The organism is Paenibacillus sp. FSL H8-0122 (genome assembly GCF_038005345.1).
Classification (GTDB): Bacteria; Bacillota; Bacilli; order Paenibacillales; family Paenibacillaceae; genus Paenibacillus_AQ.
The window spans coordinates 3,696,120-3,720,203 of the sequence record NZ_JBBOTB010000001.1; the positions used below are offsets into that span (position 1 = coordinate 3,696,120).

The following is a 24,084-nucleotide window of genomic DNA, read 5'->3' on the forward strand; positions in this document are numbered from 1 at the left end:
TAGCAAATAACTATAATACGAACAGCCCGGGCTAATGGTTCATTTCAATATTAAATCCCAATCTCCCGCATTTTTGCCGTGATTAAGTTCATGCGGGGCTCAAGCGTCCCTCCGTTGTATTTCGGCAGGCGTATCTCATCGACAATCCGGCCGTCGCACATGAACATAATCCGCTGCGTCCTGGCTGCAACGGTAGCATCATGGGTGACCAGCATGATTGCCGTCCCTTCTTCATTGATTCCGGACAGCAGGTCCATGATCTCCTCGGCAGCCTTCAGATTCAGCGCGCCGGTTGGCTCATCCCCGAAAATAATCCGCGGGCTGCCCATCAGCGCGCGGCAGATACCCGCCCGTTGCAGCTGTCCACCCGAAGCCTCTGTAATATCACGCTTCGCCAGCTCCGCGATCCCCACCTTTTCCATAAGCTGCTGCGCCTTATCCGTAATCGCTGCAACCTTCCGCCTGTTGTCACGCATCGACGGCAGAATAATATTGTCCAGGATGTTCAGATTCTTCATCAGTGTCGGCTGCTGGAACACGAAGCCCATTTCCGTTCTGCGGAGATCCGCAAGCTCATCCTCTTCAAGTATCCCCAGATCCCTGCCCTCAAAAGTAACTAGCCCCCAGTCGATCCGGTCCATTCCGCTCAGTGCAAACATCAGCGTGGACTTCCCTGAGCCTGAGGGTCCCATTACCGAGACGAATTCACCTTCGTGAATATCGACGGATACCCCGTCCAGCACCTTGCGCTGCTCCCCGCCAGTGCCATATTGTTTGGTTATATTTTCTCCCGAAATGATCTTCTTCATCTTCTTGATCTACTCCTTAATATTGCCGGATATTTGAATTCGACCGATGCCCGATGTGCCGATAACCGTCCCGATGAGTACAGAACCGGTCATGATTAGCGGACACAGCAGATACGCCGAGAGTGGATTGACCACGAACTTGAACGACGAAGCCCCGAAGGAGGAGATCACAGCCCCGGCAAGAATCTGCCCCAGGGTGTTCGCCAGCAGGATGCCCAGAGCCATTCCGGTCACCAGTACAAATATAGAACGCGCATAATACTGTACAGTCAGATCGGAATTCCGGAAGCCCATCGATTTCATGACGGCAATAGAGTAACGGTCCTTGGCTACCAGCATCCGCATGAACAAGAGTGTAATCAGTACATTCAGGACCAGCATCACGGCTAGAGCAGCCCATGCAGCCTTACCGACTGAGCTAATGGTAGAGCCGAAGGTCTGCGTCACATATTCCCCGATATCAGACACCTTAGCATAACTGAACCGCTCTGCATATTCGCTCACCTTGCTGCTGATTAGCATGGAATCTGCAAGCTCCGCATAAATCACGGCCCACATGGCCTGATCAGAAGTCGTGGTGAAGGTGGCCTTGGCTGTTTTCCCGCCGTTGGTCACATCCGAATAAATCCCGGACACCGTAAGCTCCTTCGCTTCTCCGTCTACGAGCAGGGTCAGGGAATCACCGGCTTGCTTGCCCAGCTCCTTGGCATTCGCGGCGGAGAGGGCAATCTCATTCGCTGCAACCGGGCCATGTCCTTCACCATAGGCAACCGGAAAAATAGAATGGTCGCCCAGCTCAACCTTTATCCGCTCAACGACACCATTGTCCAGCTTCACGTTCAGCGCCTGAGTGGTCAGCACGGCAAAACGGAAGATCATCACATCCTGCTCCATCACCCGCGCAATATCTGCGGCCTTCTCTGGAATATGGTCCGTCTGCTGGATATCCAGGCGCAGATCACTGTCACCGATGCCCATGTATGTAATGAAGCTTGGAGAGGAGATCGTATGATAGAGATTCTGGGGCACAATCATAAGGAAGGAAGAGATGACGAGTACTGCAAGCATAGTTGCATATAGAGCTTTTCTGGACAAGACATCCTTAACGCCTAAATAAACATTCGTGTTCAGCAGCCGGTTGGCGCTCAAGGTAAACCGCCCTGAGCCCGCCCGGGTCTGCTGGGATGTGCCGAAACGGATGGCTTCGACAGCTGAAATCTTCCGGAAACGCTTCAGCACCCTGTTCACATAGGCAACAATAATGAGGAATACGAGCAGCACTCCAAGGATGCCGCAGGCCAGAGCAAGTGCCGGATGCGCACTTTCGCCCATATACAGCCTGATATTCTCAAGCAGCAGACCTCTGAAGCTGAACGATAATGCCAAGCCGAGGATACTCCCTAGAGCTGCTATCGCTGCGTATTTGGCCAGATAGATTCTTTTGAGATCCGAGACGCGCAGACCGATGGCCTTCATGACACCGATCTCCCGGTAATCGCTCTCGATGGTTGCCATGAGGGTGAACCTTGTACATAGAAAAGCAATAATAACAACCAGCACACTCGCCAGCAGGATCACCGCAATCATAAGTCCGTCCGAGATGGCATTAAGCACTCTGAACAGGGGATATGTAATCACCGGGCCGTTGCCTTCAAGTCCTGCTGCGGTATAGTCTGTCTCGAAGGCCCCCAGCATCGACAGGTCCTTCAGTCTGAACTCAATCAGGTATTCCGTGGTTCCGTACTGCGCCAGCTCCGCATAATCCGCCGGGCTGACGAGGAACCGCTTCGACGAAGCAAGCAGTGAGTTCATCTGTGAATCCCGCAGGAACCCCGCTACGGTGAGACTTGTATCTCCCACGGTAACCGTCCCTCCGGCCTTGACGGAGCCATCCTTCATATAACTGATCGGGACATACACCTCGCCGCCCCGTACATCAATCACTTTCCCGTCCAGATCAAGCAGATAATCAAACTTCCCGCTCTGTGTGCTGAAGCCGTTATCCTGAACACTGTCCGCAAGCGTATGCCCGTCCATGACAATCCTCGCGCCTTCTACATTGAGAAAATCAAGCACCTGGTGTTCTTCAACCTTATTGTTCTGCTCTGCAAAGGCCTTGAGCCGGTCTTGATCCAGCTGGCCGGAATGCATCTGCAGGAAATGCGGCGTCTTCGCCTGCGTCATCAGATGATCGATGGCCCCACTCAGATTGACGACCAGAATGGCTGACAGAGAGACGAGCATGGCAGCGGCCGCTACGAACAGCATAGTCGTCAGTGTAATTCCCTTGCTTGTGCGGATATCTCTGCGGATGATTCGGTAAAACATAAGTTACCCCCTGCTCTCAAGACTTGTAATGGATTTGAGCCGATAGATCATGACCGAAGCAGCGCTTAACAGCAGCCCGGCAATGATGATGAGAAGTCCCATCCCCCGCCCGCTGCCAGTGCCGATGATCCGCCCCACACTATCCGCCAGAACTCCGCCGCTCACCAGCAAGGGAGTAAATACGTAGTCTGCCAGCACACCTGCCAGCATATAAGCCGCCACGAATCCTAGCTGTGAGAGCAGTCCGATCAATGACCAGGCTCTCCCCTGAACGGAATTGTCAATATTAGTGCGGACCAGATAATCCAGGGCCGTGTTCGTAAAGGGCAACATGGCAAAAAACATAAATCCGGCAGCGCCAATCAGCACAATATTCTCACGCAGTCCGAAGACGGCGATACTGATTCCTGAGCAAAAAAGCGACACTGCCAGCATGCGTACAAAATTTTTTTGTATATGCAGCATCCCTATAATGACACTCGACACCAGCATCCCCGATGCCATGACGGTCTCCAGCGTTCCCAGGACAGCACTATTCGAGAACGCCAGAATCATCGGCATGGACAAGGTCTCGATGAACCCGATGAAGAAGGTCATGACCGAGGTCATAATCACCAGCACCAGTACTCCCCGATTCCCGGAGACTGCTCTCCAGCCTTCTTGAAATTCACGGATAAAGGCCGGAGCCTGCTCCGTCTTTTTGGAGGGAAGACCGCTGCGGACCGCAAGCGTAGTAGGCACGGTTAGAAAAAAAGTACAGATGTCGATAATCAGCAGCAGCTTCACATCAGAGACTGTAAGCAGCAGCCCGGCAATGAGCGGCGAAATCAGATATTTGGCGGAGCCGGCAATCTGCACAAACCCGCTGGCCTTCGTATACTGCTCTTCTGTGAGCAGATCCGTTATCGTAGCTTTATAGGCGGGATCAAGCAACGAGGAGAATACCGAGCTGACGGTCACCCCTAAGCAGATCTGCCACAGCTGTGCATCTCCATTCAGCAGGCAGACCAGAATATAAATCAGACCTAAGGCAGAGAGCGTATCCCCCAGCACCATCAGCAGTCTGCGGTCATAGCGGTCCGCTAGCACGCCTGCGACTGGACTGAGCAGCAGCGAAGGCATGAATGCCAGTAATGTCACCAGCGCCATAGCCGAAGCCTGCCCGGTCTGCTGTAAGGTATAAATCCCCAGCCCGAACGCGGTGAGCCCGCCGCCGATAGCCGAAATCAGCTGCCCTGACCACAGAAACAGGAATCTGCCGAAGCCTGTTCCGGATCTATTCATCACCATTGCCCGCTTCCACTCCACCGGAGCCGCCGAACATCTGCATTACACTCATCAGACTTCCGCTCCCGGCACCGAGCAGTCGTTCCACATTGGCGATGAAGGCCAGAATGCGTGACATACGCTCTTCTTCCGTCATTTCAACCATGTCATTATCAAAAATGGTGGTGGCATAGATGACAACCATCTCCATACATTCGTACGGATAGGGAGTATTGAATATCCCCTGCTCTATCCCCTCGCTGATGATGGAGGCCAGAATGGCCGGAACGCTGCGGATAACCGCCTTCTGAACCTTCTGATGCATCAGCGCATTCTGCGGCTTGTGGATATGCTCCATGATCTCCGTGCTGCTCCCCTCTCCGCTGCTGATGTTCAGCGCCATGACTACACGGAGAATCCGGTCGATGATGGGGATGCTCTTGTCTTCAGCAACCTGCTGAGCGGCATGAAGGATAGCGGCATTCGTCCGCTCAATCAGCGCGTCCATAATATCCTCCTTCGACTTGAAGTGATAATACAGTGTCCCGCGCGCAATGCCGACCTTGCCCAGAATATCGCCCGTGCTGGTACCGTCGAAGCCCTTCTGTCCGAACAGCTCCTCTGCTGCATCCAGAATCTCATTTCTACGGGCTTCCGCTTCTTTTACAACTCTCATGGTCATGTCTCCTTGTGGTAAAGCTGGGATTGTACTAACTTTGGGTGTAACTGTACATGTAACTTTGGCTGTAACCGTAGCTTTATTTGTGAAAAAATAATTACCGACCGACTGTCTGTCGGTAATTGATTATAGCATAGCATGCTTTGCTGGAACAAGGTAGCTTAAATTTTCCGCATACGTTTGGACCACGTGCCTTCACGCCAACACATTCTTAGTATTAGCCTATACCGCACAGCAGGGATTCTCCATGGTCAGAGAATCCCTGCTTCACGCCCGCATTGTGCCAGAACCTTCTCCAGCCCGTTCACCAGGCTTTTGAGCACCATCAGCTTGCTTCCAGAATCAAGCCGGTAATAGTTGCGGGTGCCTTCTTTTCGGACGCTAACTATTTCCGCTTCTATCAATATTCTCAGATGATGGGACACGGCCGGACGGGAAAAGTGGGTGATTCCTCTTATCTCGCCTACACGCATGCCCGGATCTTGCGGCCCTTGCAGCAAGGCCATCAGGATAGCTTGCCGGGTCTCGGCACCGACCGCGTTCAGCACCTTCAGCGAATTCTTGAATTGAGACGCCAGTTCATTCATAAGTTCCTGGTCCATGGAAATCCCTCCTATATGCTTCATCGTCACGAACCCTATCGTTCAGCGGCTCACCCCAGGTGCAGTGGCCAGAATCTTGCTGGCCAGGGCAATCATCTGCGCCCGTTCCTCTCCGGTAAGACCATCGGTTACCGCCGTAATCTGACGCTCGATCTGCTCCCCGACCTCGTGAATAATCTTCCAGCCTGCCGGAGTAGCCCTCACATTGAATGCCCGCCGGTCACTCTGTGATACGGTACGTTCTACCAGCCCGCGGCGCTGCGCCCGGTCAACGAGCCCTGTAATACTGGATTTGTCGAGGCCCAGATGCTTGGCCAGCTGCAGCATGCCCGGCTCCCGGTCGCGCAGTATCCCCAGCAGGCGGATCTGAATGATCGACAGATCATGCTCCGTTCCTATCCGGGCAAGGATATTCTGAACCAGGAAGGATAGCTGCACAAGGCTGTCTACCATCGACAGATCCTCCAGCTTATCAAAAGAATTATCGTAACCGCTCATTGATTTCACTCCGCACTTTTGTATATTTCAGACCTGTTCGCTCCTATTGTACCACAGTAGCCGTTGACTTTGTACGTAATACAAACTATATTGTTTGTATTACAAACTTTTTAGTTTGTTTCACAAACAAAAATCACTCACCCGGCAACTATCCGGGTAAATGGAGGCCTATTTATGTACGCTGCTATTGTAAGATCCTTCGATTCAGGTCCGAAATACGAAAAGGTTGCAGCTCCGGTACCTTCAGGAGAACACGAAGCTCTGGTAGATGTGCTGGCTGCCGGACTACATCTCCGGGTCCGGGCACAAGCCAATGGCTCTCACTACACCAGTACGGATGAGCTGCCGCTAATCCCAGGCATTGATGGCGTCGGACGGCTCCCGGATGGCAAGCTGGTCTATTTTGTAGCCGCCGATAATGCCCTGGGATCGTTCGCAGACCAGACCCTCATCGATCTTCGCCGCGCTGTCCAGCTGCCCGCAGATGCCGATCCCGTGCTCATCGCCGCCGCGATGAATCCGGCTATGTCCTCCTGGGTGACTCTCCGCCGCCGCGTTCAGGCTAAGCCCGGGTTCAAGGTTCTCATTCTGGGTGCTACCGGCAACTCCGGGCAAATGGCCGTGCAGATCGCCAAGCATATGGGAGCCAGTCAGATCATCGCCGCCGGGCGGAACCCGGAACGTCTCCGTTCACTTACACAGCTTGGTGCAGATGTAGTTTGCCGGAGATCCCGGGACAGCGGCCCGGAAGCTCGGCGAAGCCTCAGCTGAAGTGGATATCGTTCTCGACTATCTGTGGGGTGAGCCTGCTGCACTCGCTATGCTCCCGATATTAACCCGCCGGTCCGACCGCAGCCGGCTGTTAACCTGGATTCAGATCGGTTCCATGGCCGGTACGGACGCCGCAATCCCTTCCGCTGCACTCCGCTCTGCCAACTTCCAGATCATCGGCAGCGGCCAGGGGTCCGTCACGCCAGCCGGATATCTGGCTGAATTCCCGGCGTTGATTCAGGCGATTGCAGAGGGTCAGCTTACAGCCAACCCTGTGGTTTACCCGCTATCCGAGATTGAACAAGTATGGAAGACTCCGCCGGGCAGTCAGCAGCGCATTGTCTTCGTACCGCACAACAAGTAATCTCCAGAACCCGCCAAGCAAGCTATGTCCGGGTATTGTCAGCTGTGTTGCTCCGCAGCCAGACACGCAATTGTAACTTCTGTTCTTGAACATTCTGGAAAGTGAGTGATAGACTTAGCAGGGTATCCTACTTAAAGGAGGCCGAAGAGCAGTTGGCGATTTATCTGGTAAGACACGGTAAGGACGACGAAGGATATCGCGGCGGATGGAGCCAGCGGGGGCTGAATACCCAGGGGTACAGACAAGCCGAGAAGCTTGGCCGTTTTTTGAGAGAGAATTCCGCCTCATTCCCTATACAACGTATAGTCAGCAGTGATCTGCAGCGGGCGCTGGATACAGCCGGCGAGCTGGCAAGAGAGCTGGAGTTACCCTTGGAGCGCAGCATGGATTGGCGTGAGATGAATAACGGTGTGATCGCCGGTATGCCGAACGAAATCGTGAATGAACGTTACCCCGGCTTATACTTCTCAGGACTGCGGATGGACGAGCGTTACCCTGACGGAGAGAGTCCGCTCGAATTCTTTACACGGATTCAAGAGACCTTCACCCGGCTCTGCGAAGAGCATGCGGACAGCGGCCCCGATGATAACCTGATGATTGTTACACACGGCGGTGTCATAAATATCATCTATCACATCATCAAAGGGATCGACTGGAATAACCGGGGCAGTAAATTCCCTGCTTCCTATGCCAGCCTGCACAGAATCGGGCTGGTGGACGGAAGATGGAGCCTGTCGCTGGAAAATTATACGGTCTAGCTGCTGCCGCCAGCTTTGCTTTTCGCAGCAGCCTCCACCCAATCAACACAACAGCACACGCCCGGCTGCCGAGCTTCTGCTCTCTGCTGCCGGGCGTGTGCTGTTAATAATGCTCAGGACGTATAATTCTGCCCCAGCCCTAGACTGCTTAGCAGCTGTCTATAAGCAATGGAGGTGCGGTCTGCCGGAATATGGGCTTCAGCCTGCAGATCCAGCGGGAGATCCTCCGGCGTCTGCGATTCCACCATCTCCGCATCCTCCTGGAACACCTGCAGATTGAACTTCACCGTATCCTCCAAGGGGGCGTTCTTGTCAAAATTCCGCGAGATCGGGCAGAACAGCCGGGTATAACGGGCCGACACCGGAGATGCACAGTTCAGAATCTTCAGCCTGCCCTCATCCGGGAAATAGACCGTCAGCGATGCGGCGAACGGTGCGAATACACGGAACTCCCGCAGCCACTGGAAGCCTTCCGGCGCAGGATTCTCCTGCCCTTTGCCATAGTTGCTGACCGTGCTCCAGTATTCGGCCACCAGCTCCGTCTCTCCTTCACGCCATACCTTATACTGGGGGACCTCTGTATTATTGCGGTCACCGAAGGTTGCCGTATGCACGTAAGCGAAATGGGATACATCAAGGAAGCCTTCCATCTGCCGCCCGGAGGAGCCGGCAATATCGAAGCTCGGAATCAGAATATTAATATAGTCGGGATCATCCCAGGCCGGGAAGGCAGGAATCTGCTCCGGCGCATCTGCCAGGCAGGTCCAGATCAGACCGTAGCGTTCGATGGCCGGATAGACAATCAATTTCAATTTGGGCGAGATTTTAGCGCTTGGATGTGCCGGTACCGCAGTACATTTCCCCTCACAATTATAGCGGAACCCGTGATACGGGCAGACAATCTCCCCGTTCTCCACCCATCCCTTACTCAGCGGGGCTCCCCGGTGAAAACACAGATCCCGGGCAATAACCACCTTGCCTCCGCTGCGGTAGCATACCAGCTTCATATCCAGCAGCTTCACGGCCACCGGCTGATCCTGTACCTCTGCTGCCGTAGCCACCGGGTACCAGTACTGGGCCAGAATACGCCAGTCTTCAGGCGAGAAGGTGCAATCACGCGGGAGCTCAAGCTCTGTCTGCCGTTTCTTTTCCTCTATCATGGCTGCCCCACCTCTCCATATATTATAGATATATTAAGATTGCTTAATTATATGTCAGAATAACTGACTTGTTGAGTGTATTTTAAGCTAATTTCAATATATAAATCAATTGTAAAGCTGTTTATTTTGGTACACAGCCTAATAATACCAGTATAATGTTATGCATTATGACACATCCTTCGTTCTGGCAAAGAAAAAAATGGATGGTTGACCTTTAAAAATCGAAGTTGCACACAGAGTCATCCATTGCGGTCCAATGCCTTTCCAAGTGGGGGACGCTAATGGACTCTTTAAATTTTGGCTAAAACTTAAATTGGTTTCAAAAATTAACTTGCTTTATTTTAGTTATTAGCTATAATAAAAACATAACAACTGCTGCAAGAACTTGTAAATAAAAATCGAGGAGGAATTACAATGACAACACTTAATATCGGAATTATTCTCGGAAGCACACGCCAGGGCCGCGTTAGCCCGCAGGTAGGCGAATGGGTGAAGGGGATCGCTGATGCCCGTGGAGATGCTAATTACGAAATCGTAGATATTGCTGACTTCAAGCTGCCGCTGCTCGGGGAGAGCGACAGCTACGCTGAAGCTCAGGCTTGGGCAGCTAAGCTGGCTACCCTGGACGGATTCGTATTCATCGTCCAGGAATATAACCACAGTCTCTCCGGTGCCCTGAAGAACGCACTGGATTCTGCCCGCGAAGAATGGAACAACAAGGCTGCCGGAATCGTCAGCTACGGCTCCGCCGGTGGCGCCCGCGCCGCTGAGCATCTGCGCGGTATTCTCGGCGAATTGTCCGTTGCCGATGTCCGTGTCCACCCGCTGCTCTCGCTGTTCACCGACTTCGAGAACGGCTCGGTGTTCAAGCCTGCTGACCTGCATGCTGCCAATGTCAATGCTATGCTGGATCAGGTCTTGGCCTGGAGCGGCGCGCTGAAGACCTTGCGCCAGTAAGCATTCAAGAATTCATTCTAGGCTCCTTCTATTCAGTTACGGAACAGTTCCAGATAGTAAAAGTCCCAGACATGAAGCAAGGGGAATCTCCAGCCAGGCGGCTGTGGAGATTCCCCTTATTTGTTCTTAGTGATTCTTGGCCTTATCGCGGAAGCAGCCGGCTGATCAGCTCTCTGCGGCTGGACACGCCTGTCTTGGCGAAGATGGATTTCAAATGATCCTGCACGGTGTAGGCGGAGATATGCAGCGATTCCGCCAGCTCCTTGGTCGATAACCCCAGCGCCAGCAGCTCTGCCAGCTCCTTCTCCCGCGCAGTAAGGGCGAAGGCTTCGGCCAGCAGCCGGAAGACATCCCCGGAGCGGGCACTCACCAAGGATACGGCGAGCTGTCTCTGCGGGCCGCCAAGCAAACTTGCGGTAACTGTCAGATACGCCCCGTCTCCGATTGGAAGACTTATTCTTGCCTGAGAAGTCCCGGTTCCGGCGGGCTTCTTCGCGCCGAGCACCCGCAGGCAGACAGCACGCACCGGACCGGGAAGCTGCCCTTCTTCCAGCAGCTCCAGGTTCCAGATCTGCTTCAGCCAGTAACGGGCTGCTGCATTCGCACTGACCGGGACCAGCTGCTCACTCAGCACCAGAATACCGTTATCCTCCGGCACTGCCCGGTCCGCTCCGGATACCGGCAGGACAGAGGCATACGCCCGCAGACGTTCAGCAATCAGCGGAGCTACCGAAGCCAGCAAGGCGCATTCCTGCTCCTGAAACGCCGGCTGGTCCAGCGGACGGAATAAGGTCAGGAACCCCCAGCAGACCCCGCCGGTGCGCAGCGCTACGCGCAGCTCATCCCCGAATCCGGCGGGCTGCAGCACCTTGCGGTAACGCGCACTTTTCTCCAGGCTTCCCCCGGTCACTCCGCTTAAGCAGACTGCCGGAATATCCGACACCGCTAACTGCTCATACTTCATATAATCCTCATGCAGATATTCATACTCGAACAATAGCGGATGAACCTCTTCCAATCCCTGCTCCGTAACCGCCCCTGTGGTTAAAAGCGTGTGCGGGTCCACTGTCGTACAGCAGGCCGCAGAGAACGGCACCAGCAGGCGGAGTCTGGCAATCACCGCTTCCCGGTACTGCTGCGAATCCAGCACCGGCCCGCCCCGGGCAGGGTCAATCTGTAGAATGCTTCTCATAACCTCGTTCATCTTCTGCCCTCCCCTCCCCGAAATCCCACAAATGTGGGATAGTCTGCCGCCCGCCTTAGCAGGATAATGATACATAGAGTTAATTATACCGCAGAACCTGCAATCCACCACGAAGGACGGGAATACTCATGAAAACAGATATTGTAGTGATCGGCGGTTACGGGCATGTCGGGTCACAGATATGCCGGCTACTCGGGGCACAGCACCCCGGCAAGGTCTACGCGGCAGGAAGAAACCTGAACCGGGCCGTGGAATTCTCCCGCAGTACCGGCGGATACGTGAAGCCGCTGCGCCTGTCGGCAGAGAAGCCGCTTCCCCCTGAGCTGCTGGAGAAGGTCAAGCTGGTCGTCATGTGTCTGGATCAGCAGGACACCCGGCTGGCCGAAGCCTGCCTCCAGAGCGGCACCCATTATGTAGATGTCTCGGCAAGCGGAGACTTCCTGACTATGCTGCAAAGGCTGGACCCTGTGAAGCATAAGCTCAAGGCGGCAGCAGTGCTAAGTGTCGGGCTCGCGCCGGGGTTAACCAACCTGCTTGCGGCAAGGGCCGTCCAGGAGCTGGACCATACAGAGCAGATCGACATCTCGATCATGCTGGGACTGGGTGACACCCATGGACAGGCGGCTATGGAGTGGACGGTGGACAACCTTGGAGCCGACTTCGAGATTACCGAGCACGGCAGACCGCGCACCGCCTCAAGCTTCACGGAGGCTAAGACTGCGGATTTCGGCTTTTCTCTGCGGACGCATAGAGCCTACCGTTTTCCTTTTTCGGATCAGATGACTCTGCCTCAGACCCTTGCCGTACCTTCCGTCTCGACCCGGCTCTGCTTCGATTCACGGAGCATGACCTCAGCCGCAGCGCTGCTGCGCCGCACCGGACTCTCCCGTCTGCTGCGTAACCGGACACTCCGCAACCTCGCAGTCCAGGCGTTCACCCGCTTCCGCTTCGGCTCCGAGCGCTACGCGGTCAAAGTCGATGCCTGCGGCACGAAGGATGGCAGGCCCGCCTCCAGAGAATACGGAATTACAGGCGTACATGAAGCATCCATCACAGCGGCAACGGCTGCTGGAGTCGCCTTGAGACTCTATGAGTCAGCACCGTCTCCCGGTGTCTATCATATTGAACAGCTATTCTCCCTTGATTCCAACGGGGAACAATGTTCGCTAATCCCGTCTGTCTCCGGCGGAACCGGACTGTCCTTCCGTTATCCGCTGGAGGGAATGACTATCTGGACCCGCTCCGCCCGGCCTTCACATGCTTAAGCTGGGCGACAATAATCACGCTGATAATCACCAGCAGGAACCATGAGCTGATCTTGCCGAAGCCAACCAGCCGCCAGCTCCCGTGCTGGTCCGGGTACTGCCACGCCCCCAGGAAGGTCGCAATATTCTCGGCCAGCCAGATGAAGAAGCCTACAATGGCAAAAGCCAGCACAAGCGGCATCCGGTACGTCTTGCCCTGCACCCGGTAGATGATCCAGGTTCTCCAGAATACCACTACTACCAGGGCTGTCAGCCACCAGCGGAAATCCGGAATATAGTGGTGGGTGAAGAAGTTCAGATAGATCGCTCCGCCCAGCAGTCCCGCAGCGGCAAGACCCGGCCAGCCGGTCAACTCCATCTTCAGCCTGCGCCAGATCTGGCACATGTAGCTGGCCACACTGGCATACATGAATCCGCTGTACAGCGGCACACCGAGCAGCTTCGCATAACCGGGTTCCGGGTAGGCCCAGGAGCCCATTCTTATTTTATACATCTCCAGCACCAGTCCAATCCCATGAAACACACAGATCACCTTGATCTCATCCAGCGTCTCCAGCCCGCTCCGGTACATCAGGTACTGCACAGTAAGCAGGATCAGCAGAATAAGATCATAGCGGTGGATGAACGGCAGCTCTGCTGTCCGGGTCAGGATTAACGTTCCGAAGATCGCTACAGGAAAGATACAGCTCATCGCCTGATGATACCCGAAGTGCAGCAGCCGTGTCATGGCTCTCAATACCGTCCCCTCCCCGCTCCCGGTGCCCATTATTCTACAGCATCCGGTGTATATTCCAGAATATCTCCCGGCTGGCAGTCCAGCGCCTTACATATCGCCTCAAGCGTTGAGAAGCGGATCGCCTTGGCCTTGCCGTTCTTCAGAATGGACAGGTTCGCCATTGTAATTCCCACCCGCTCCGTAAGCTCTGTTACACTCATTTTCCGCTTAGCCAGCATCACATCAATATTAACGATAATCGCCATGGTAGCCACCTCAGACTGTCAGATCGTTCTCAGATTTCAATTCAATCGCTTCATTCAGGAGCTTCTGGAGCACCGCCGCGAATACTGCAATCACCATGGATGCGAAAATAAGGATCAGCCCGATCACAATAATGCCCGGGGCATCATCCCGCTCTGCCAGCAGATAGAACAGCGGCAGTCCTAAGGTGAACATTCCGCTAATCGACACAGCCGCATGCTTGATATGCTTCAGCTTCAGCACCCGCACCGAGCCCTCCGCGAACGCCTCATTACGGTCAATGAAGCCTAACAGCCTGTAGGCCTGGGACAGTGCTATGAAGAACGGCAGGGCCGCCCCGTACAGATCTATCATCACCAGCACCTGGATGTACGAATGGTCTGGATACAGCTCCGCCGCGAAGCCAGCGATCGCCGGGACCGCGAAGATACACAAGGCCAGCGCAGCCAGCGCGAACACAATAAGTACCGCCTTCAGAAACGTGGTTGAGCCTGGCTTACGGTTCATCACACAAACACCTCACTTGTTAGAGTGAGTATAATTTAGCATAATATTTATCGTTTATCAATATATTTTAATTGAAAAGGAATATATTCTTATTGTTCATCATTGCCGGCAGATGTCAATAAACCGCTGTAGCCCGGCTGACAGGGTCTCGTTCTTGCGTGTACAGACAGCAATATGGTTGCTAAGCTGAATGCCCTCCACCTGTACCCGGCATAACTGCTTCCACTCCACATAGTCCCGCACAGCCAGTGAGGAGATGAAGTTGGCGCCATACCCTGCCATGACCGAACGAATGACTTCGCCCAGCCCGCTGAATTGCAGGGTCACACGCGGCGGCTTCAGACCATAGGTTGTACAGAGCGAGACCAGACGCTCCCGGGTGGAGCTGCCTTCCTCACGCATTACGAACGGCTCCTGCATCATCTCCGGCAGCGATACCGTACCATTGGCAAAAGGATGGGAAGGGGCCACTACGAACCACAGCTCATCCTCAAACAGCTCCAGCCAGTCTACATCCTCAGGCTTCTCCTTGGCTCCGCCCCCGTAAAAGGCGACATCCGCTTCATGACGCTGCAATTGTTCAAAGGCCTGCGTGGAATTGGTCGTGGTTATCTCAATCTCCATCTCGGGCTGCCCCGCCTTGAACCGGGCGGCCCAGCCCGGGACCAGGAAATTCGCCGGAAGATAGGTGGCGGCAATGCGCAGCTTCCCCTTCCGTCCCTGGCGGTAATCCTCTACGAACTCCTCAATCCGTTCTTCATAGGTGAAGAGATTGCCGGCCTGCTTCGCCAGCTCTGTCCCGAAGGGAGTCAGCGAGATTCCCCGGCCGCTGGGATTGAATAGCGGCAGTCCCAGATCCTTCTCCAGCCTCTTGATCTGGCTGGTCACCGCCGGCTGGCTGATCCTCAGCCGGGCAGCCGCCTTCGTGACGCTTCCCGTCTCAGCCACATAATAAAAAAGCCTCAGTGCATGAATGTTCATAAATACGCTCCTATTCATAGGTTGCATTCATAACCAATACTTATGATTATGACATTAACATATATTAGTATTATGAATGATAATCCCTTATATTTAAAGCAGTTCTAATACACCAATATAAAAACACAACTAACGGAGGGATTCACATGGAAGAACAAAGTAAATGGAGTAAGGTCGATACCTATTTCGGTGACAGGCTGCTGGAGGCAGATCCGGTCCTGGACGCTGTGCTGGATGCGAATGCCGGGGCCGGCTTACCGGCGATTGATGTCGCTCCGAACCAGGGGAAGCTGCTGTATCTGCTCGCCAAAATGAAGGGGGCATCCAACATTCTGGAGATCGGCACCCTGGGCGGTTATAGCACCATCTGGCTGGCGCGGGCATTGCCGGAGACGGGCAGGCTGGTCTCGCTGGAATTCGAGCACAAGCATGTTGTGGTAGCTGAGGATAACCTGAGAATGGCGGGGCTGGCAGACAAGACAGAGGTAATTGAAGGCCCGGCGCTGGATTCGCTGGCGCTGCTGGAAGCCCGGGGCGATGAGCCGTTTGACTTCATCTTCATTGATGCCGACAAGCCTAATAATCCGCATTACCTGAAGTGGGCGCTGAAGCTGGCCCGGCCGGGCGCGGTCATTGTGGCTGATAACGTAGTGCGTGACGGCGAGGTTATTGACCCGGGCAGTAAGGATGACCGGGTTCAAGGTATCCGGCAGTTCATGGAGCTGCTCGCCGCAGAGCCGCGTATAGATGCTACTGCAATACAGACGGTCGGCAGCAAGGGCTATGACGGCTTTGTGCTCGGGATTGTCACCACACAAAATAACCCCTAAGGATAACGAATAACCCGCAGGCAAGGATAGCAGTGCTTATCCGGCCTTGCGGGTTATTGGTTGTTGCGGGCTCTTTTTCGCACACAGGCATCCGCTTATTCCTTCGACAAGCCCTCAATCACCTGATCGATATTCCACTTGATCATCTTCAGATAGGTGTCTCCGTCTTCGCCTTCCTTAGCCAGAGAATCCGTGAAAATCTTGGAGTGCACCGGCACCCCGGTCTCGCGGGATATGGTCTCCATTGTCTTGGGGTTGACGCTCGTTTCCAGGAATAACGCCGGAATCTGCTTCTCCTTGATAATGCCGATAATCCGGTTCATCTGCTCCGGTGTTCCCTGGCTGTCCGTGTTGATCTCCCAGATGAAGGCGGACTCGAAGCCATAGGCCTTGGAAAAGTATTTGAAGGCCCCTTCACTGGTCACCAGGACGCGCTTATCCTGCGGGACCTTGCTCACGGCTTCCTTGGCATACTGATCCAGCTCGGTCAGCTCCTTCACATACGCGGTCTGGTTATCCAGATAATACTGCTTGTTGTCCGGGTCCCGTTCGATCACACGCGCGGTAATGACGTCCACATACTTGACCGCGTTCTGTATATCCAGCCAGGCATGAGGGTCAACCTGAGATTCCTTCCCCTTCTCGGTTAGGTACATCGGCGCAACCTCTTCAGAGACGGCAAACGCGGCCGCTTCCTTTTTCGTCACCTTGAGCAGATCCTGGAACCAGCCCTTCCCGGTCTCCAGATTCAAGCCGTTATAGAAAATAAGGTCCGCACTCGACACCTTGCCTGTATCTGCGGGCAGCGGATCATACATATGCGGGTCTGTGCCGATAGGCACCATGCTATAGACCTCCGCTTTATCTCCGGTGATATTCCGGGTCATGTCGGCAATAATCGAATACGTGGCCACGATCTGCAGCTTACCGTCATCCGCTCCCCCCTTACTGGTGTTGGAGCAGGCTGCTAGTAGTAGAAGGAGTACGGATGCCGATAGTATTTTGAACAGTCTCATGCTTGCTTCAATCCTTTCCGCAGAAAATTATTTTTGGGCGATATGATGAATGAAATGCTGAACAGGGTGACGCCTACCAGCACGATTGTTGCACTTGTCGGCAGATTGTAGCGGAAGCTCACGTATACGCCGATGATCCCCGAGGCTGCCCCTACTGCAGAGGCTAAAACGATCATATGCAGTAAGGAATTAGACCACAGATACGAAGTGGCCGCCGGGATAACCAGCATGGCGATGACCAGCACAATCCCAACCTGGGACAAGGAGGAGACGGTCACTACGGAGAGCAGCATCATCAGCAGATAATGATAGAAGCCGGTCTTCAGCCCGTATGCCTTCGCTACCACCGGATCGAATGAGCTGATCAGCAGTTCTTTGTACAGCAGTGTAATAATGGCAAGCACCGCCAGCATGATGATGAAGGATTGCAGCAGCTCGGATTGCGGAACGGCCAGAATGTTGCCGAACAGAATATGAGTGAGATCCAGCCCGCTGCGGGCGAATGTAATCAAGACAATGCCGAGTGCAAAGAAGGAGCTAAGAATGATGCCGATGGAGGTATCGCTCTTAATATTGCTGCGGCTGGTGATGAATTGAATGAGAATAGCGGCTAACAGGCCAAATAACGAAGCACCCAGCAGGATGTTAATGCCCAGAATATAAGACAGGGCGACGCCCGGAAGCACCGCGTGAGATAAGGCATCGCCCATCAGCGACATTTTGCGCAGAACGATGAAGCTGCCCAGCGCCCCCGAGACAATCCCGAGGATAATCGCAGATAGCCCGGCGTTAATGGCATACACTGGAATATTCAGCAGGCTGGATAAGGACTCAAGCATGAGCGGCACCTCCTGCCCCCTGGATCATTACATTGCCCAAGGAGGTACCGTAGGCTCTGCGGATATTCTCCGTGGTGAAGGTATCCTGTACATCTCCGAAGGCGATTAGCTGCTTGTTGAGCAGAATGATTTTATCAAAATATTCTTCGACCTCATGCAGATCATGATGCACCACCAGGATCGTCTTCCCTTCCTCGCGGAGCTGCTTGAACAGGTTCACAATGATGCGCTCGCTGACCATATCAATGCCCACAAACGGCTCATCCAGGAAAAACACACTGGCCTCCTGAGCCAGCGCCCGGGCGATAAACACCCGCTGCAGCTGCCCGCCGGACAAATTGCTGATCTGCTTATCCGCAAGGTCACTGATCTCCACCATCGCCATGCTGCGCTCCGCAATATTCCGCTCCTTCTTGCCCGGACGCCGGAACAGCTTCAGGTTCGGATAAGTTCCGGTCAGCACCGTATCCTTCACTGTAATGGGAAAAGTCAGGTCAATATCGTTCTTCTGCGGCACGTAGGCGATATTCCGTCTGTACAGGGCGATGTCCTTCCCCTCTGCCTTCACCGTTCCGCTTCTCTTCTTGATTACGTCCAGCAGCGCCTTAATGAACGTGGATTTACCGGCGCCATTAGGCCCGATAATGCCTACCGAATGCCCGAAGGGGATATCGAGCGTCACTCCTTCCAGCGCCGAATGGCCGAAATAATCAACATTTAAACCTTTAATCTGAATCATGTCAGCACCCCGTCTCTTATTTAGCCTATCTGGCTAAATTGAACTAATGATTTTTTAGGTTTTGGAATTGGCTGTTCGCCACTTTTCCCTAAACTTAAATTTTTTAGTTCAAATTATCTAGCCTATTAATATGTCTATTGTTTCTCATCTGCATATATGTTTCCTTCAGGAAACTTTTATTCTTATGGATAATATATTTTATCATAGGCAAATTGTCAACGGTAATTTAAATTTAAATTACAGTCTCCCGCTCCACACCCCCGCATAAGCTAGCTATCATCATATTGGCCTCTGAAGTCAACAAAAAAAAGCCCAACCCGGCGGCCGCGTGCGCGGACATCCTGATCAGACCGATGGAAGTTGCTCTATTAGCATTCCTACTACCACTACTATTCCCCTAGCTATCCCTCAAAAATCTCCTCCAGCACCCGCCCGTCCCCCGGCCTGAACTCCATCCCCAGAATTCGTCCCATCGTCGGGGCGATATCGACCATCTCCAGGTCACCGATGGGATAGCTCTGCTTGATCCCAGCCCCTGCGATGACGAGATTGCAGCGGTACCCGCTTGCATCCGGCGAGTAGCCATGCGTAGCATAGCGTATACCTTCAGCCTGCAGATCGGTTATCAGCGTGTCCGCCAGCGCCTCATCGAAGCTGTAGCCCCGCTGTGCTTCAAGCATGACTTTTGCCACCGGGCTGGCGTGGAGCTGCTTCAGCGTCTCTTCCGTATATACACTCTCGATTCCTGGTGCACCGTCACGCCTATATTCATCCACCACCGCCAAGGCCAGCCGCTGCGCTTCCTCATCTCCGGGCTGCACATGCAGATAAGCTGAACCGCCGCCGCTCTGGAAGTAGGCCCGCCACTGCATCACGCCGTCCTTCTCATAGATCAGCCCCTTAGCCTGCAAAAGATTGTTCAAATGCACCTTGTAGCGCACGTTGAACTGACCATGGTCACCCAGTACCATAATCACCGTCTCCTCCCGGATTCCGGCATCCTCCACAGCCTGCATGATCTCACCCAGCCGGTTGTCCATCCGCAGGATGACATCGTCCACTTCCCCGCTATCCGTGCCGTACATATGCTTGGTGTCATCCAGGTCGATTAGATGCATCATGAGCAGATTCGGCTTATGCCGCTTGATCGTATCGGCAGCGCACTTCGTGGTGAAGTTATCGAGCTGCGGCTGGGTGATGCCCTGCCTGATCCGTCCGTATTTCAACTCCAGCCGGGCGCAGTACAGGGGACTGCCGCTTCGCAGTATCTTGAGCGCCTGATTCTCTCCTTTTAACGCCCGGATCTCTGGAATATTATACTGAATCGAGGACTTGCCGCTTACCGGCCACAGCAGTCCCGCCGTACTCAGCCCTGCCTTACGCGCGGCATCATAGATCGTTGGCACCTGGACCGCCTCCCGGAACCAGAACCAGCGCTGCTCCTCCTCCGGCACGAACGGCTGCAGCGGATTGTTGTGATAGACGCCGTGCTTATCCGGGTAGACGCCGGTAGCGATGGTCGTATGCACCACATAAGTGAGCGTGGGATAGACACTTCTCAGACGGTTGCTGTAAGCACCGCTGGTGATCAGCTTCGACAGATTAGGCAGGCGGCTGGCCAGCTCCCAGTGATCCTCAGAGAAGGCATCATAGGAGATGACGATCAGATGCTTGGCTGCCGGGGGTGGTTGCGATTGCAGTCCAGTAGATTCCATACTATGTCCCCTTTGGCAATGTGATGAAGATCAAGAAGCCGATCAGAAAGAGCGGAATAATTGATAAAATACTGTAGCGGGCATCCCCGCTCAAGGTAGTGGTCAGAGACATTAAGGCAGGGCCGAGAATCGCCGCGAACTTGCCGAAAATATTATAGAACCCGAAGAATTCGTTGGAATTCTCCTTCGGGATGATTTTGGCGAAATAGGACCGGCTAAGCGCCTGAATGCCGCCCTGTGCCGAGCCGATCAGCGCACCCAGCAGGAAAATATGCCACACCGAGCTAATGAAGAACGCTGCGATACAAGAAATAACGTAGGTGAAGATCCCGGCAATAATCAGATTCCGGGCGGAGTAGGTTTTGGCCAGATTGCCATAGAGAATCGCGCAGGGAAAGGCAATAATCTGGATGATGAGCAGAATTCCCAGCAGCGTGAAGGTATCCAGGGCATCTGTGCCGAGGACGGAGGTGGCGTAGGGCACAACCATTTTGATAATCGTATCTACTCCGTCAATGTAGAAGAAGTAGGCGAGCAGGAACACAAAGACGATTCGGTGCTGGCGGATATTCCTGAAGGTGGCAGCGATACGCTGGAAGCTCCGGGCAACAGGCTTCGGCTCAGGCTCGATATAATATCTCTGCTTCACATCGCGGATCATCGGCACCGTAAGCAGCCCCCACCAGAGCGCCGTAATGATGAACCCGATCTGGTAGCCGATGGCCTTGTCCATCCCCAGCAGGAAGATCAGCAGCAGGCTGATGCCGAACGGAATACAACTGAAGATGTAGCCGTAGGCGAACCCCCGGGTAGACACCTTGTCCATCCGTTCGTCCTCCGTAATATCCACCAGGAAGGAATCGTAGAAGATGTTAGACCCGGCGAAGCCGACCGCTGACAGAATGTAAAAGGCGATGAGCAACTGCCATTGACCGCTGTCCGGGGACACGAAGGCCAGGGAGGCGGTTGCAAGGATACCAAGCGCAGCGAAAAAAATAAAAAAACGCTTCTTCCGGTCCTTATAATCCGCAATCGTGCCCAGAATCGGGCTGAGGACCGCGACCAGAATACTGGCGATCGAGTTGAAGTACCCCAGGTCCATGCTGCTGCCCACATTATCGAACATCCCGAAGATAATCGGCAGCAGCGCCGTAGTCACGGCCATCGAATAAGCGGAATTCCCGCAGTCGTACAGAATCCACGATCTCTCCTCTTTGCTTAGCTTCATCTCATCTTCTCCTCTTATAACCGATTGTTTCAGTTATATCACGCCAACATATTAAGGATGTTAATGGGGTGTAAAATCACGGGCGGTTCTGTTATTACGATTACGTCCATCATACCATAGGCCTTCTTCCCAGGTGATGACTATCTCTGAATCCGTTCAATCCTGCTGCCAAGGAGCGCTAAGGGTCAGCTGACAATGAGCTTGACCCCACGGCTCCTAGCCGATAAGGCCAAGCTCAAGGAAGATGGTCACACCAGGAACTCTTCCGTAGCTGACAGCAGCTCCGCTCCGAATTGGCTCTGCACCCAGGTGTCCGAGTATACCGTATCGAGATACCGTTCTCCCTTATCATGCAGGATGGCGGTGCAGACTGCGCCGGGAGGGATCTCCTCCTTAAGTTGCCGAATAGCGGCAAGCACTGCCCCGGAGGAGGCTCCGGCCAGAATGGATTCCCTGCGGGCCAGCGCCCGGCAGCCCTTCACCATATCGGCGTCGGTAACATGTACAATCCGGTCGATCAGATCCTGTCTGCGCAGCGGGGGCACAATACCGGCACCCAGTCCAGGGAAGTGCCGCTTCTTCGGATGGTCGCCAAAAATAACGCTACCCTCTGCATCCACCGCCACAATCCGTGTCCGCAGTCCCTTGTCCTTCACGTATTCTGCCAGTCCGTTTATCGTTCCGCAGGTACTGACACTACAGAACAGGTAATCGACCTGCCCCAGTTCCTTCACGATCTCCGGCATAGTCGTATCATAATGGGATAAATAGTTATTGGGATTGGCATACTGATTCGGCCAATAGCTGCCCGGTATTTCCGCGAGCAGCTGCTGTACACGCTTCAGCCGGGCCGGCAGGAATTCCCCGGTTTCGGGATCAGGGCGGTCAATGAAATCAATAGCCGCACCCAGGGCCTTCAGCAGCTGAAGATTCATCCCGGTGGTTCTGGCATCCACCACACTGATGAAGGTCATCCCCAGCTGCTTGCATATCATGGCCAGGCTGATGGCCATATTCCCGGAACTGGATTCAATAATAACGGTCCCCGGCCCGATAAGGCCTTCCTTCCACGCTTCCCGGATCATCCGCAAGGCTGGGCGGTCCTTTGCGCTTCCTCCCGGGTTCATCAGCTCCAGCTTGGCGTAGACGCTGAACCCGCTGGCAGGAAACAGATTATCCAGCTTCAGGAGTGGTGTATGTCCGATAGCCGATAATATCCCCCTGGTAAGCTGAGGCTCTGCCCGCTGCTCCACTGTCTGCTGCTCCGTTTGATCTTTCCGGTAATACAGCTTCTTGTTCTTCACCTGTCCGCCCGCAAGCTCCCCGTCCTCTGCCGTCAGAATGACTTCAATATCGTCAAGCAGGTGATTTGCGATCATCAGACCAATCTCCGGGATGCATGCCCTGATCTCTTCCCTGATGACCGGAACGCAGGATGGAGCAGCTGACCTGCTCTGGATATACACGGATAATGCATTATGGCTGACCCCGACCCGGACCCTGGCCTGCTGAAGATGACGGTAGACCACCTGTTCAATATCGTAGATGCTAATTTTCTCCCCATGCTTCAGCTCACGGCCCACCCGCTTGACGATGGACTGGAAGCTCTGCCGCTCCACCCCGTCTACCTCCACAGTCCTGAAATCCCTCACAACATCATAGGTGACAAACCGGAGGGCTGGCAGCAGCTTACGCACGGTTGAAGTTAACACCAGAATGCCTTCGCCGTTACCCAGCGGGTCGAGCCCTTCCCCTACGATCTCCGTTCCCACAGCTTCGGCAACGATGCCTTCAGCCAGCAGATACCGGCCCAGCTCATGCGAATAATAAGCAATCGTGCCGATTTCAATCGACCCGTACGTATCGGTAATATCCTGCGGCTTCAGGCCGAACAGGCGGGCCATGTTCTGCTGCCACTCGCGGGTAGCGATCTCGCCGACCAGAATGATTTTGCGGATTCCAAACGCCCGGGGGTCCTCCGCAGCATATACGATATGATCCAAGATCGAGGGCATGGTGTACAGCAGGTCGGGCTGGAAAGCCTGAATACGCTCAATATGCTGTTCTACCGGCAACTCGAAGGGAATGGAGCTGTTCACCAGTCCCAGCCGTGCAAAAATAGCCAGCGCCGTATGCGCAGCATGTCCGGTTCCCATATCCGCCAGCGCCCGGGCACATCCGCTTCCCTGAAGCAATTCCCCGAACAGTCTGGTTTTGATATCGATATAATGCTGTTCATCCTCTTCCGAATAGACTATTGCCTTACGCCGTCCTGTACTGGTGCCCGAGGTCCGGTAGACGGCATGGGAAGCATCGGGTTCGTTGTTATAATAATGAATATCCAGCAGATCCGAAGTCATAAGGGGAAGCTGCTCCAGACTGTAATTCACGTGCTCATTGCCGATAAGATCCTTGTACCAGGGGAAGTACCTGATCACTTCGTTTACTTTATCCCGCCACTGCTCCGCCATTCCTCTCGACGCCTCCCGCACCGGTTGCCTGAACGCAGCCCCGGATGAATACCTTCAATAATCTATGTAATCATCGGCATGTGTGTTCGGCCCCGGGGCATCCGCCCAAGCCAAATCC

At 54.1% G+C, this 24,084-nt stretch carries 24 protein-coding genes; 6 read left to right on the forward strand and 18 right to left on the reverse strand.

Translation table 11 applies throughout. The annotated features are described in order from the left end of the window. Positions 1 to 50: 50 nt before the first annotated feature. The 6 genes from NSS64_RS16255 to NSS64_RS16280 all read right to left on the reverse strand — a co-directional run bounded on the left by NSS64_RS16255 (position 51) and on the right by NSS64_RS16280 (position 6,182). Positions 51 to 809: an ABC transporter ATP-binding protein gene (locus NSS64_RS16255; protein ID WP_341140787.1), complete on the reverse strand. Its 759-nt coding sequence runs from the start codon at positions 807 to 809 to the stop codon at positions 51 to 53. A 9-nt stretch (positions 810 to 818) separates the two neighbouring features. Beyond that, positions 819 to 3,137: an ABC transporter permease gene (locus NSS64_RS16260; RefSeq protein ID WP_341140788.1), complete on the reverse strand. Its 2,319-nt coding sequence runs from the start codon at positions 3,135 to 3,137 to the stop codon at positions 819 to 821. Between the two features lie 3 nt (positions 3,138 to 3,140). Further along, positions 3,141 to 4,421 carry an MFS transporter gene (locus NSS64_RS16265; RefSeq protein WP_341140789.1) on the reverse strand — a complete coding sequence of 427 codons (1,281 nt, stop codon included), beginning with the start codon at positions 4,419 to 4,421 and terminating at the stop codon, positions 3,141 to 3,143. Further along, positions 4,414 to 5,079 carry a TetR/AcrR family transcriptional regulator gene (locus NSS64_RS16270; RefSeq protein WP_341140790.1) on the reverse strand — a complete coding sequence of 222 codons (666 nt, stop codon included), beginning with the start codon at positions 5,077 to 5,079 and terminating at the stop codon, positions 4,414 to 4,416. The genes NSS64_RS16265 and NSS64_RS16270 overlap by 8 nt, the downstream gene beginning before the upstream one ends. A gap of 254 nt (positions 5,080 to 5,333) precedes the next feature. After that, positions 5,334 to 5,684, reverse strand: a complete 351-nt coding sequence (locus NSS64_RS16275; RefSeq protein WP_445667800.1) for an ArsR/SmtB family transcription factor — start codon at positions 5,682 to 5,684, stop codon at positions 5,334 to 5,336. A gap of 42 nt (positions 5,685 to 5,726) precedes the next feature. Then, positions 5,727 to 6,182, reverse strand: a complete 456-nt coding sequence (locus NSS64_RS16280) for a MarR family winged helix-turn-helix transcriptional regulator (protein ID WP_341140792.1) — start codon at positions 6,180 to 6,182, stop codon at positions 5,727 to 5,729. 174 nt (positions 6,183 to 6,356) lie between these two features. Between NSS64_RS16280 and NSS64_RS16285 the strand changes: the two genes are divergently transcribed. The 3 genes from NSS64_RS16285 (at position 6,357) to NSS64_RS16295 (ending at position 8,075) form a co-directional block, all read left to right on the forward strand. Beyond that, on the forward strand, positions 6,357 to 6,953 hold the full coding sequence (locus NSS64_RS16285) for a zinc-binding alcohol dehydrogenase family protein (protein ID WP_341140793.1): 597 nt from the start codon (positions 6,357 to 6,359) through the stop codon (positions 6,951 to 6,953). Position 6,954: 1 nt separating this feature from the next. Next, a complete protein-coding gene (locus NSS64_RS16290; protein WP_341140794.1) occupies positions 6,955 to 7,317 on the forward strand; it encodes a hypothetical protein in 363 nt (120 codons plus the stop codon). 152 nt (positions 7,318 to 7,469) lie between these two features. Then, complete coding sequence (locus NSS64_RS16295; RefSeq protein ID WP_341140795.1) at positions 7,470 to 8,075, forward strand: histidine phosphatase family protein; 606 nt, start codon at positions 7,470 to 7,472, stop codon at positions 8,073 to 8,075. Between the two features lie 113 nt (positions 8,076 to 8,188). Here the strand turns inward: NSS64_RS16295 and NSS64_RS16300 are convergent, their stop codons facing one another. Continuing rightward, positions 8,189 to 9,235: an aromatic ring-hydroxylating dioxygenase subunit alpha gene (locus tag NSS64_RS16300; RefSeq protein WP_340941643.1), complete on the reverse strand. Its 1,047-nt coding sequence runs from the start codon at positions 9,233 to 9,235 to the stop codon at positions 8,189 to 8,191. A gap of 414 nt (positions 9,236 to 9,649) precedes the next feature. Here NSS64_RS16300 and NSS64_RS16305 point away from each other — a divergent pair, with 414 nt between their 5' ends. After that, on the forward strand, positions 9,650 to 10,192 hold the full coding sequence (locus NSS64_RS16305; RefSeq protein WP_036729889.1) for an NADPH-dependent FMN reductase: 543 nt from the start codon (positions 9,650 to 9,652) through the stop codon (positions 10,190 to 10,192). 142 nt (positions 10,193 to 10,334) lie between these two features. Here the strand turns inward: NSS64_RS16305 and NSS64_RS16310 are convergent, their stop codons facing one another. Then, positions 10,335 to 11,396 carry a LuxR C-terminal-related transcriptional regulator gene (locus NSS64_RS16310; RefSeq protein WP_341140796.1) on the reverse strand — a complete coding sequence of 354 codons (1,062 nt, stop codon included), beginning with the start codon at positions 11,394 to 11,396 and terminating at the stop codon, positions 10,335 to 10,337. Between the two features lie 128 nt (positions 11,397 to 11,524). On the opposite strand from NSS64_RS16310, the gene NSS64_RS16315 reads away from it, so the two are divergent. Next, positions 11,525 to 12,661 carry a saccharopine dehydrogenase family protein gene (locus NSS64_RS16315; RefSeq protein WP_341140797.1) on the forward strand — a complete coding sequence of 379 codons (1,137 nt, stop codon included), beginning with the start codon at positions 11,525 to 11,527 and terminating at the stop codon, positions 12,659 to 12,661. Here the strand turns inward: NSS64_RS16315 and NSS64_RS16320 are convergent. From NSS64_RS16320 to NSS64_RS16335, 4 genes are all read right to left on the reverse strand, one after another. Then, entirely contained in the window at positions 12,624 to 13,397 is a 774-nt protein-coding gene (locus NSS64_RS16320) for a DUF817 domain-containing protein (RefSeq protein ID WP_341140798.1), read from the reverse strand. The genes NSS64_RS16315 and NSS64_RS16320 overlap by 38 nt on opposite strands. A gap of 29 nt (positions 13,398 to 13,426) precedes the next feature. Next, the gene (locus NSS64_RS16325) at positions 13,427 to 13,642 is read right to left on the reverse strand and encodes a helix-turn-helix domain-containing protein (protein ID WP_341140799.1); all 216 of its coding nucleotides are present in this window, start codon (positions 13,640 to 13,642) and stop codon (positions 13,427 to 13,429) included. Between the two features lie 10 nt (positions 13,643 to 13,652). Continuing rightward, positions 13,653 to 14,147, reverse strand: a complete 495-nt coding sequence (locus NSS64_RS16330; RefSeq protein ID WP_341140800.1) for a DUF2975 domain-containing protein — start codon at positions 14,145 to 14,147, stop codon at positions 13,653 to 13,655. Between the two features lie 99 nt (positions 14,148 to 14,246). Continuing rightward, the gene (locus tag NSS64_RS16335; RefSeq protein WP_340941654.1) at positions 14,247 to 15,128 is read right to left on the reverse strand and encodes a LysR family transcriptional regulator; all 882 of its coding nucleotides are present in this window, start codon (positions 15,126 to 15,128) and stop codon (positions 14,247 to 14,249) included. 146 nt (positions 15,129 to 15,274) lie between these two features. Here NSS64_RS16335 and NSS64_RS16340 point away from each other — a divergent pair, with 146 nt between their 5' ends. Next, a complete protein-coding gene (locus tag NSS64_RS16340; RefSeq protein WP_341140801.1) occupies positions 15,275 to 15,958 on the forward strand; it encodes an O-methyltransferase in 684 nt (227 codons plus the stop codon). 95 nt (positions 15,959 to 16,053) lie between these two features. On the opposite strand, the gene NSS64_RS16345 is transcribed toward NSS64_RS16340, so the two are convergent. From NSS64_RS16345 to sbnA, 6 genes are all read right to left on the reverse strand, one after another. Beyond that, a complete protein-coding gene (locus NSS64_RS16345) occupies positions 16,054 to 16,974 on the reverse strand; it encodes a metal ABC transporter substrate-binding protein (protein WP_341140802.1) in 921 nt (306 codons plus the stop codon). Then, positions 16,971 to 17,813, reverse strand: coding sequence for a metal ABC transporter permease (locus tag NSS64_RS16350; protein ID WP_036729903.1), 843 nt, complete (start codon positions 17,811 to 17,813; stop codon positions 16,971 to 16,973). Before NSS64_RS16350 ends, NSS64_RS16345 begins: the two co-directional genes overlap by 4 nt. Continuing rightward, positions 17,806 to 18,549 (reverse strand): metal ABC transporter ATP-binding protein, encoded by a 744-nt coding sequence (locus NSS64_RS16355; RefSeq protein ID WP_341142825.1) that lies wholly within the window; start codon positions 18,547 to 18,549, stop codon positions 17,806 to 17,808. The genes NSS64_RS16350 and NSS64_RS16355 overlap by 8 nt, the downstream gene beginning before the upstream one ends. Before the next feature lie 404 nt (positions 18,550 to 18,953). After that, positions 18,954 to 20,267 (reverse strand): alkaline phosphatase family protein, encoded by a 1,314-nt coding sequence (locus NSS64_RS16360; protein ID WP_341140803.1) that lies wholly within the window; start codon positions 20,265 to 20,267, stop codon positions 18,954 to 18,956. A 1-nt stretch (position 20,268) separates the two neighbouring features. Further along, entirely contained in the window at positions 20,269 to 21,495 is a 1,227-nt protein-coding gene (locus NSS64_RS16365; protein WP_340941659.1) for an MFS transporter, read from the reverse strand. A 248-nt stretch (positions 21,496 to 21,743) separates the two neighbouring features. Next, positions 21,744 to 23,966, reverse strand: coding sequence for a 2,3-diaminopropionate biosynthesis protein SbnA (gene sbnA / locus NSS64_RS16370; RefSeq protein ID WP_341140804.1), 2,223 nt, complete (start codon positions 23,964 to 23,966; stop codon positions 21,744 to 21,746). Positions 23,967 to 24,084 lie beyond the last annotated feature (118 nt).

Bases quoted from the DNA above. Each gene is read 5' to 3' on its own strand.
- NSS64_RS16255 (WP_341140787.1), bottom strand. From the start codon at position 809: ATGAAGAAGATCATTTCGGGAGAAAATATAACCAAACAATATGGCACT.
- NSS64_RS16260 (WP_341140788.1), bottom strand. From the start codon at position 3,137: ATGTTTTACCGAATCATCCGCAGAGATATCCGCACAAGCAAGGGAATT.
- NSS64_RS16265 (WP_341140789.1), bottom strand. From the start codon at position 4,421: ATGAATAGATCCGGAACAGGCTTCGGCAGATTCCTGTTTCTGTGGTCA.
- NSS64_RS16270 (WP_341140790.1), bottom strand. From the start codon at position 5,079: ATGAGAGTTGTAAAAGAAGCGGAAGCCCGTAGAAATGAGATTCTGGAT.
- NSS64_RS16275 (WP_445667800.1), bottom strand. From the start codon at position 5,684: ATGGACCAGGAACTTATGAATGAACTGGCGTCTCAATTCAAGAATTCG.
- NSS64_RS16280 (WP_341140792.1), bottom strand. From the start codon at position 6,182: ATGAGCGGTTACGATAATTCTTTTGATAAGCTGGAGGATCTGTCGATG.
- NSS64_RS16285 (WP_341140793.1), top strand. From the start codon at position 6,357: ATGTACGCTGCTATTGTAAGATCCTTCGATTCAGGTCCGAAATACGAA.
- NSS64_RS16300 (WP_340941643.1), bottom strand. From the start codon at position 9,235: ATGATAGAGGAAAAGAAACGGCAGACAGAGCTTGAGCTCCCGCGTGAT.
- NSS64_RS16305 (WP_036729889.1), top strand. From the start codon at position 9,650: ATGACAACACTTAATATCGGAATTATTCTCGGAAGCACACGCCAGGGC.
- NSS64_RS16310 (WP_341140796.1), bottom strand. From the start codon at position 11,396: ATGAACGAGGTTATGAGAAGCATTCTACAGATTGACCCTGCCCGGGGC.
- NSS64_RS16315 (WP_341140797.1), top strand. From the start codon at position 11,525: ATGAAAACAGATATTGTAGTGATCGGCGGTTACGGGCATGTCGGGTCA.
- NSS64_RS16325 (WP_341140799.1), bottom strand. From the start codon at position 13,642: ATGGCGATTATCGTTAATATTGATGTGATGCTGGCTAAGCGGAAAATG.
- NSS64_RS16330 (WP_341140800.1), bottom strand. From the start codon at position 14,147: ATGAACCGTAAGCCAGGCTCAACCACGTTTCTGAAGGCGGTACTTATT.
- NSS64_RS16335 (WP_340941654.1), bottom strand. From the start codon at position 15,128: ATGAACATTCATGCACTGAGGCTTTTTTATTATGTGGCTGAGACGGGA.
- NSS64_RS16340 (WP_341140801.1), top strand. From the start codon at position 15,275: ATGGAAGAACAAAGTAAATGGAGTAAGGTCGATACCTATTTCGGTGAC.
- NSS64_RS16345 (WP_341140802.1), bottom strand. From the start codon at position 16,974: ATGAGACTGTTCAAAATACTATCGGCATCCGTACTCCTTCTACTACTA.
- NSS64_RS16350 (WP_036729903.1), bottom strand. From the start codon at position 17,813: ATGCTTGAGTCCTTATCCAGCCTGCTGAATATTCCAGTGTATGCCATT.
- NSS64_RS16360 (WP_341140803.1), bottom strand. From the start codon at position 20,267: ATGGAATCTACTGGACTGCAATCGCAACCACCCCCGGCAGCCAAGCAT.
- NSS64_RS16365 (WP_340941659.1), bottom strand. From the start codon at position 21,495: ATGAAGCTAAGCAAAGAGGAGAGATCGTGGATTCTGTACGACTGCGGG.
- sbnA (WP_341140804.1), bottom strand. From the start codon at position 23,966: ATGGCGGAGCAGTGGCGGGATAAAGTAAACGAAGTGATCAGGTACTTC.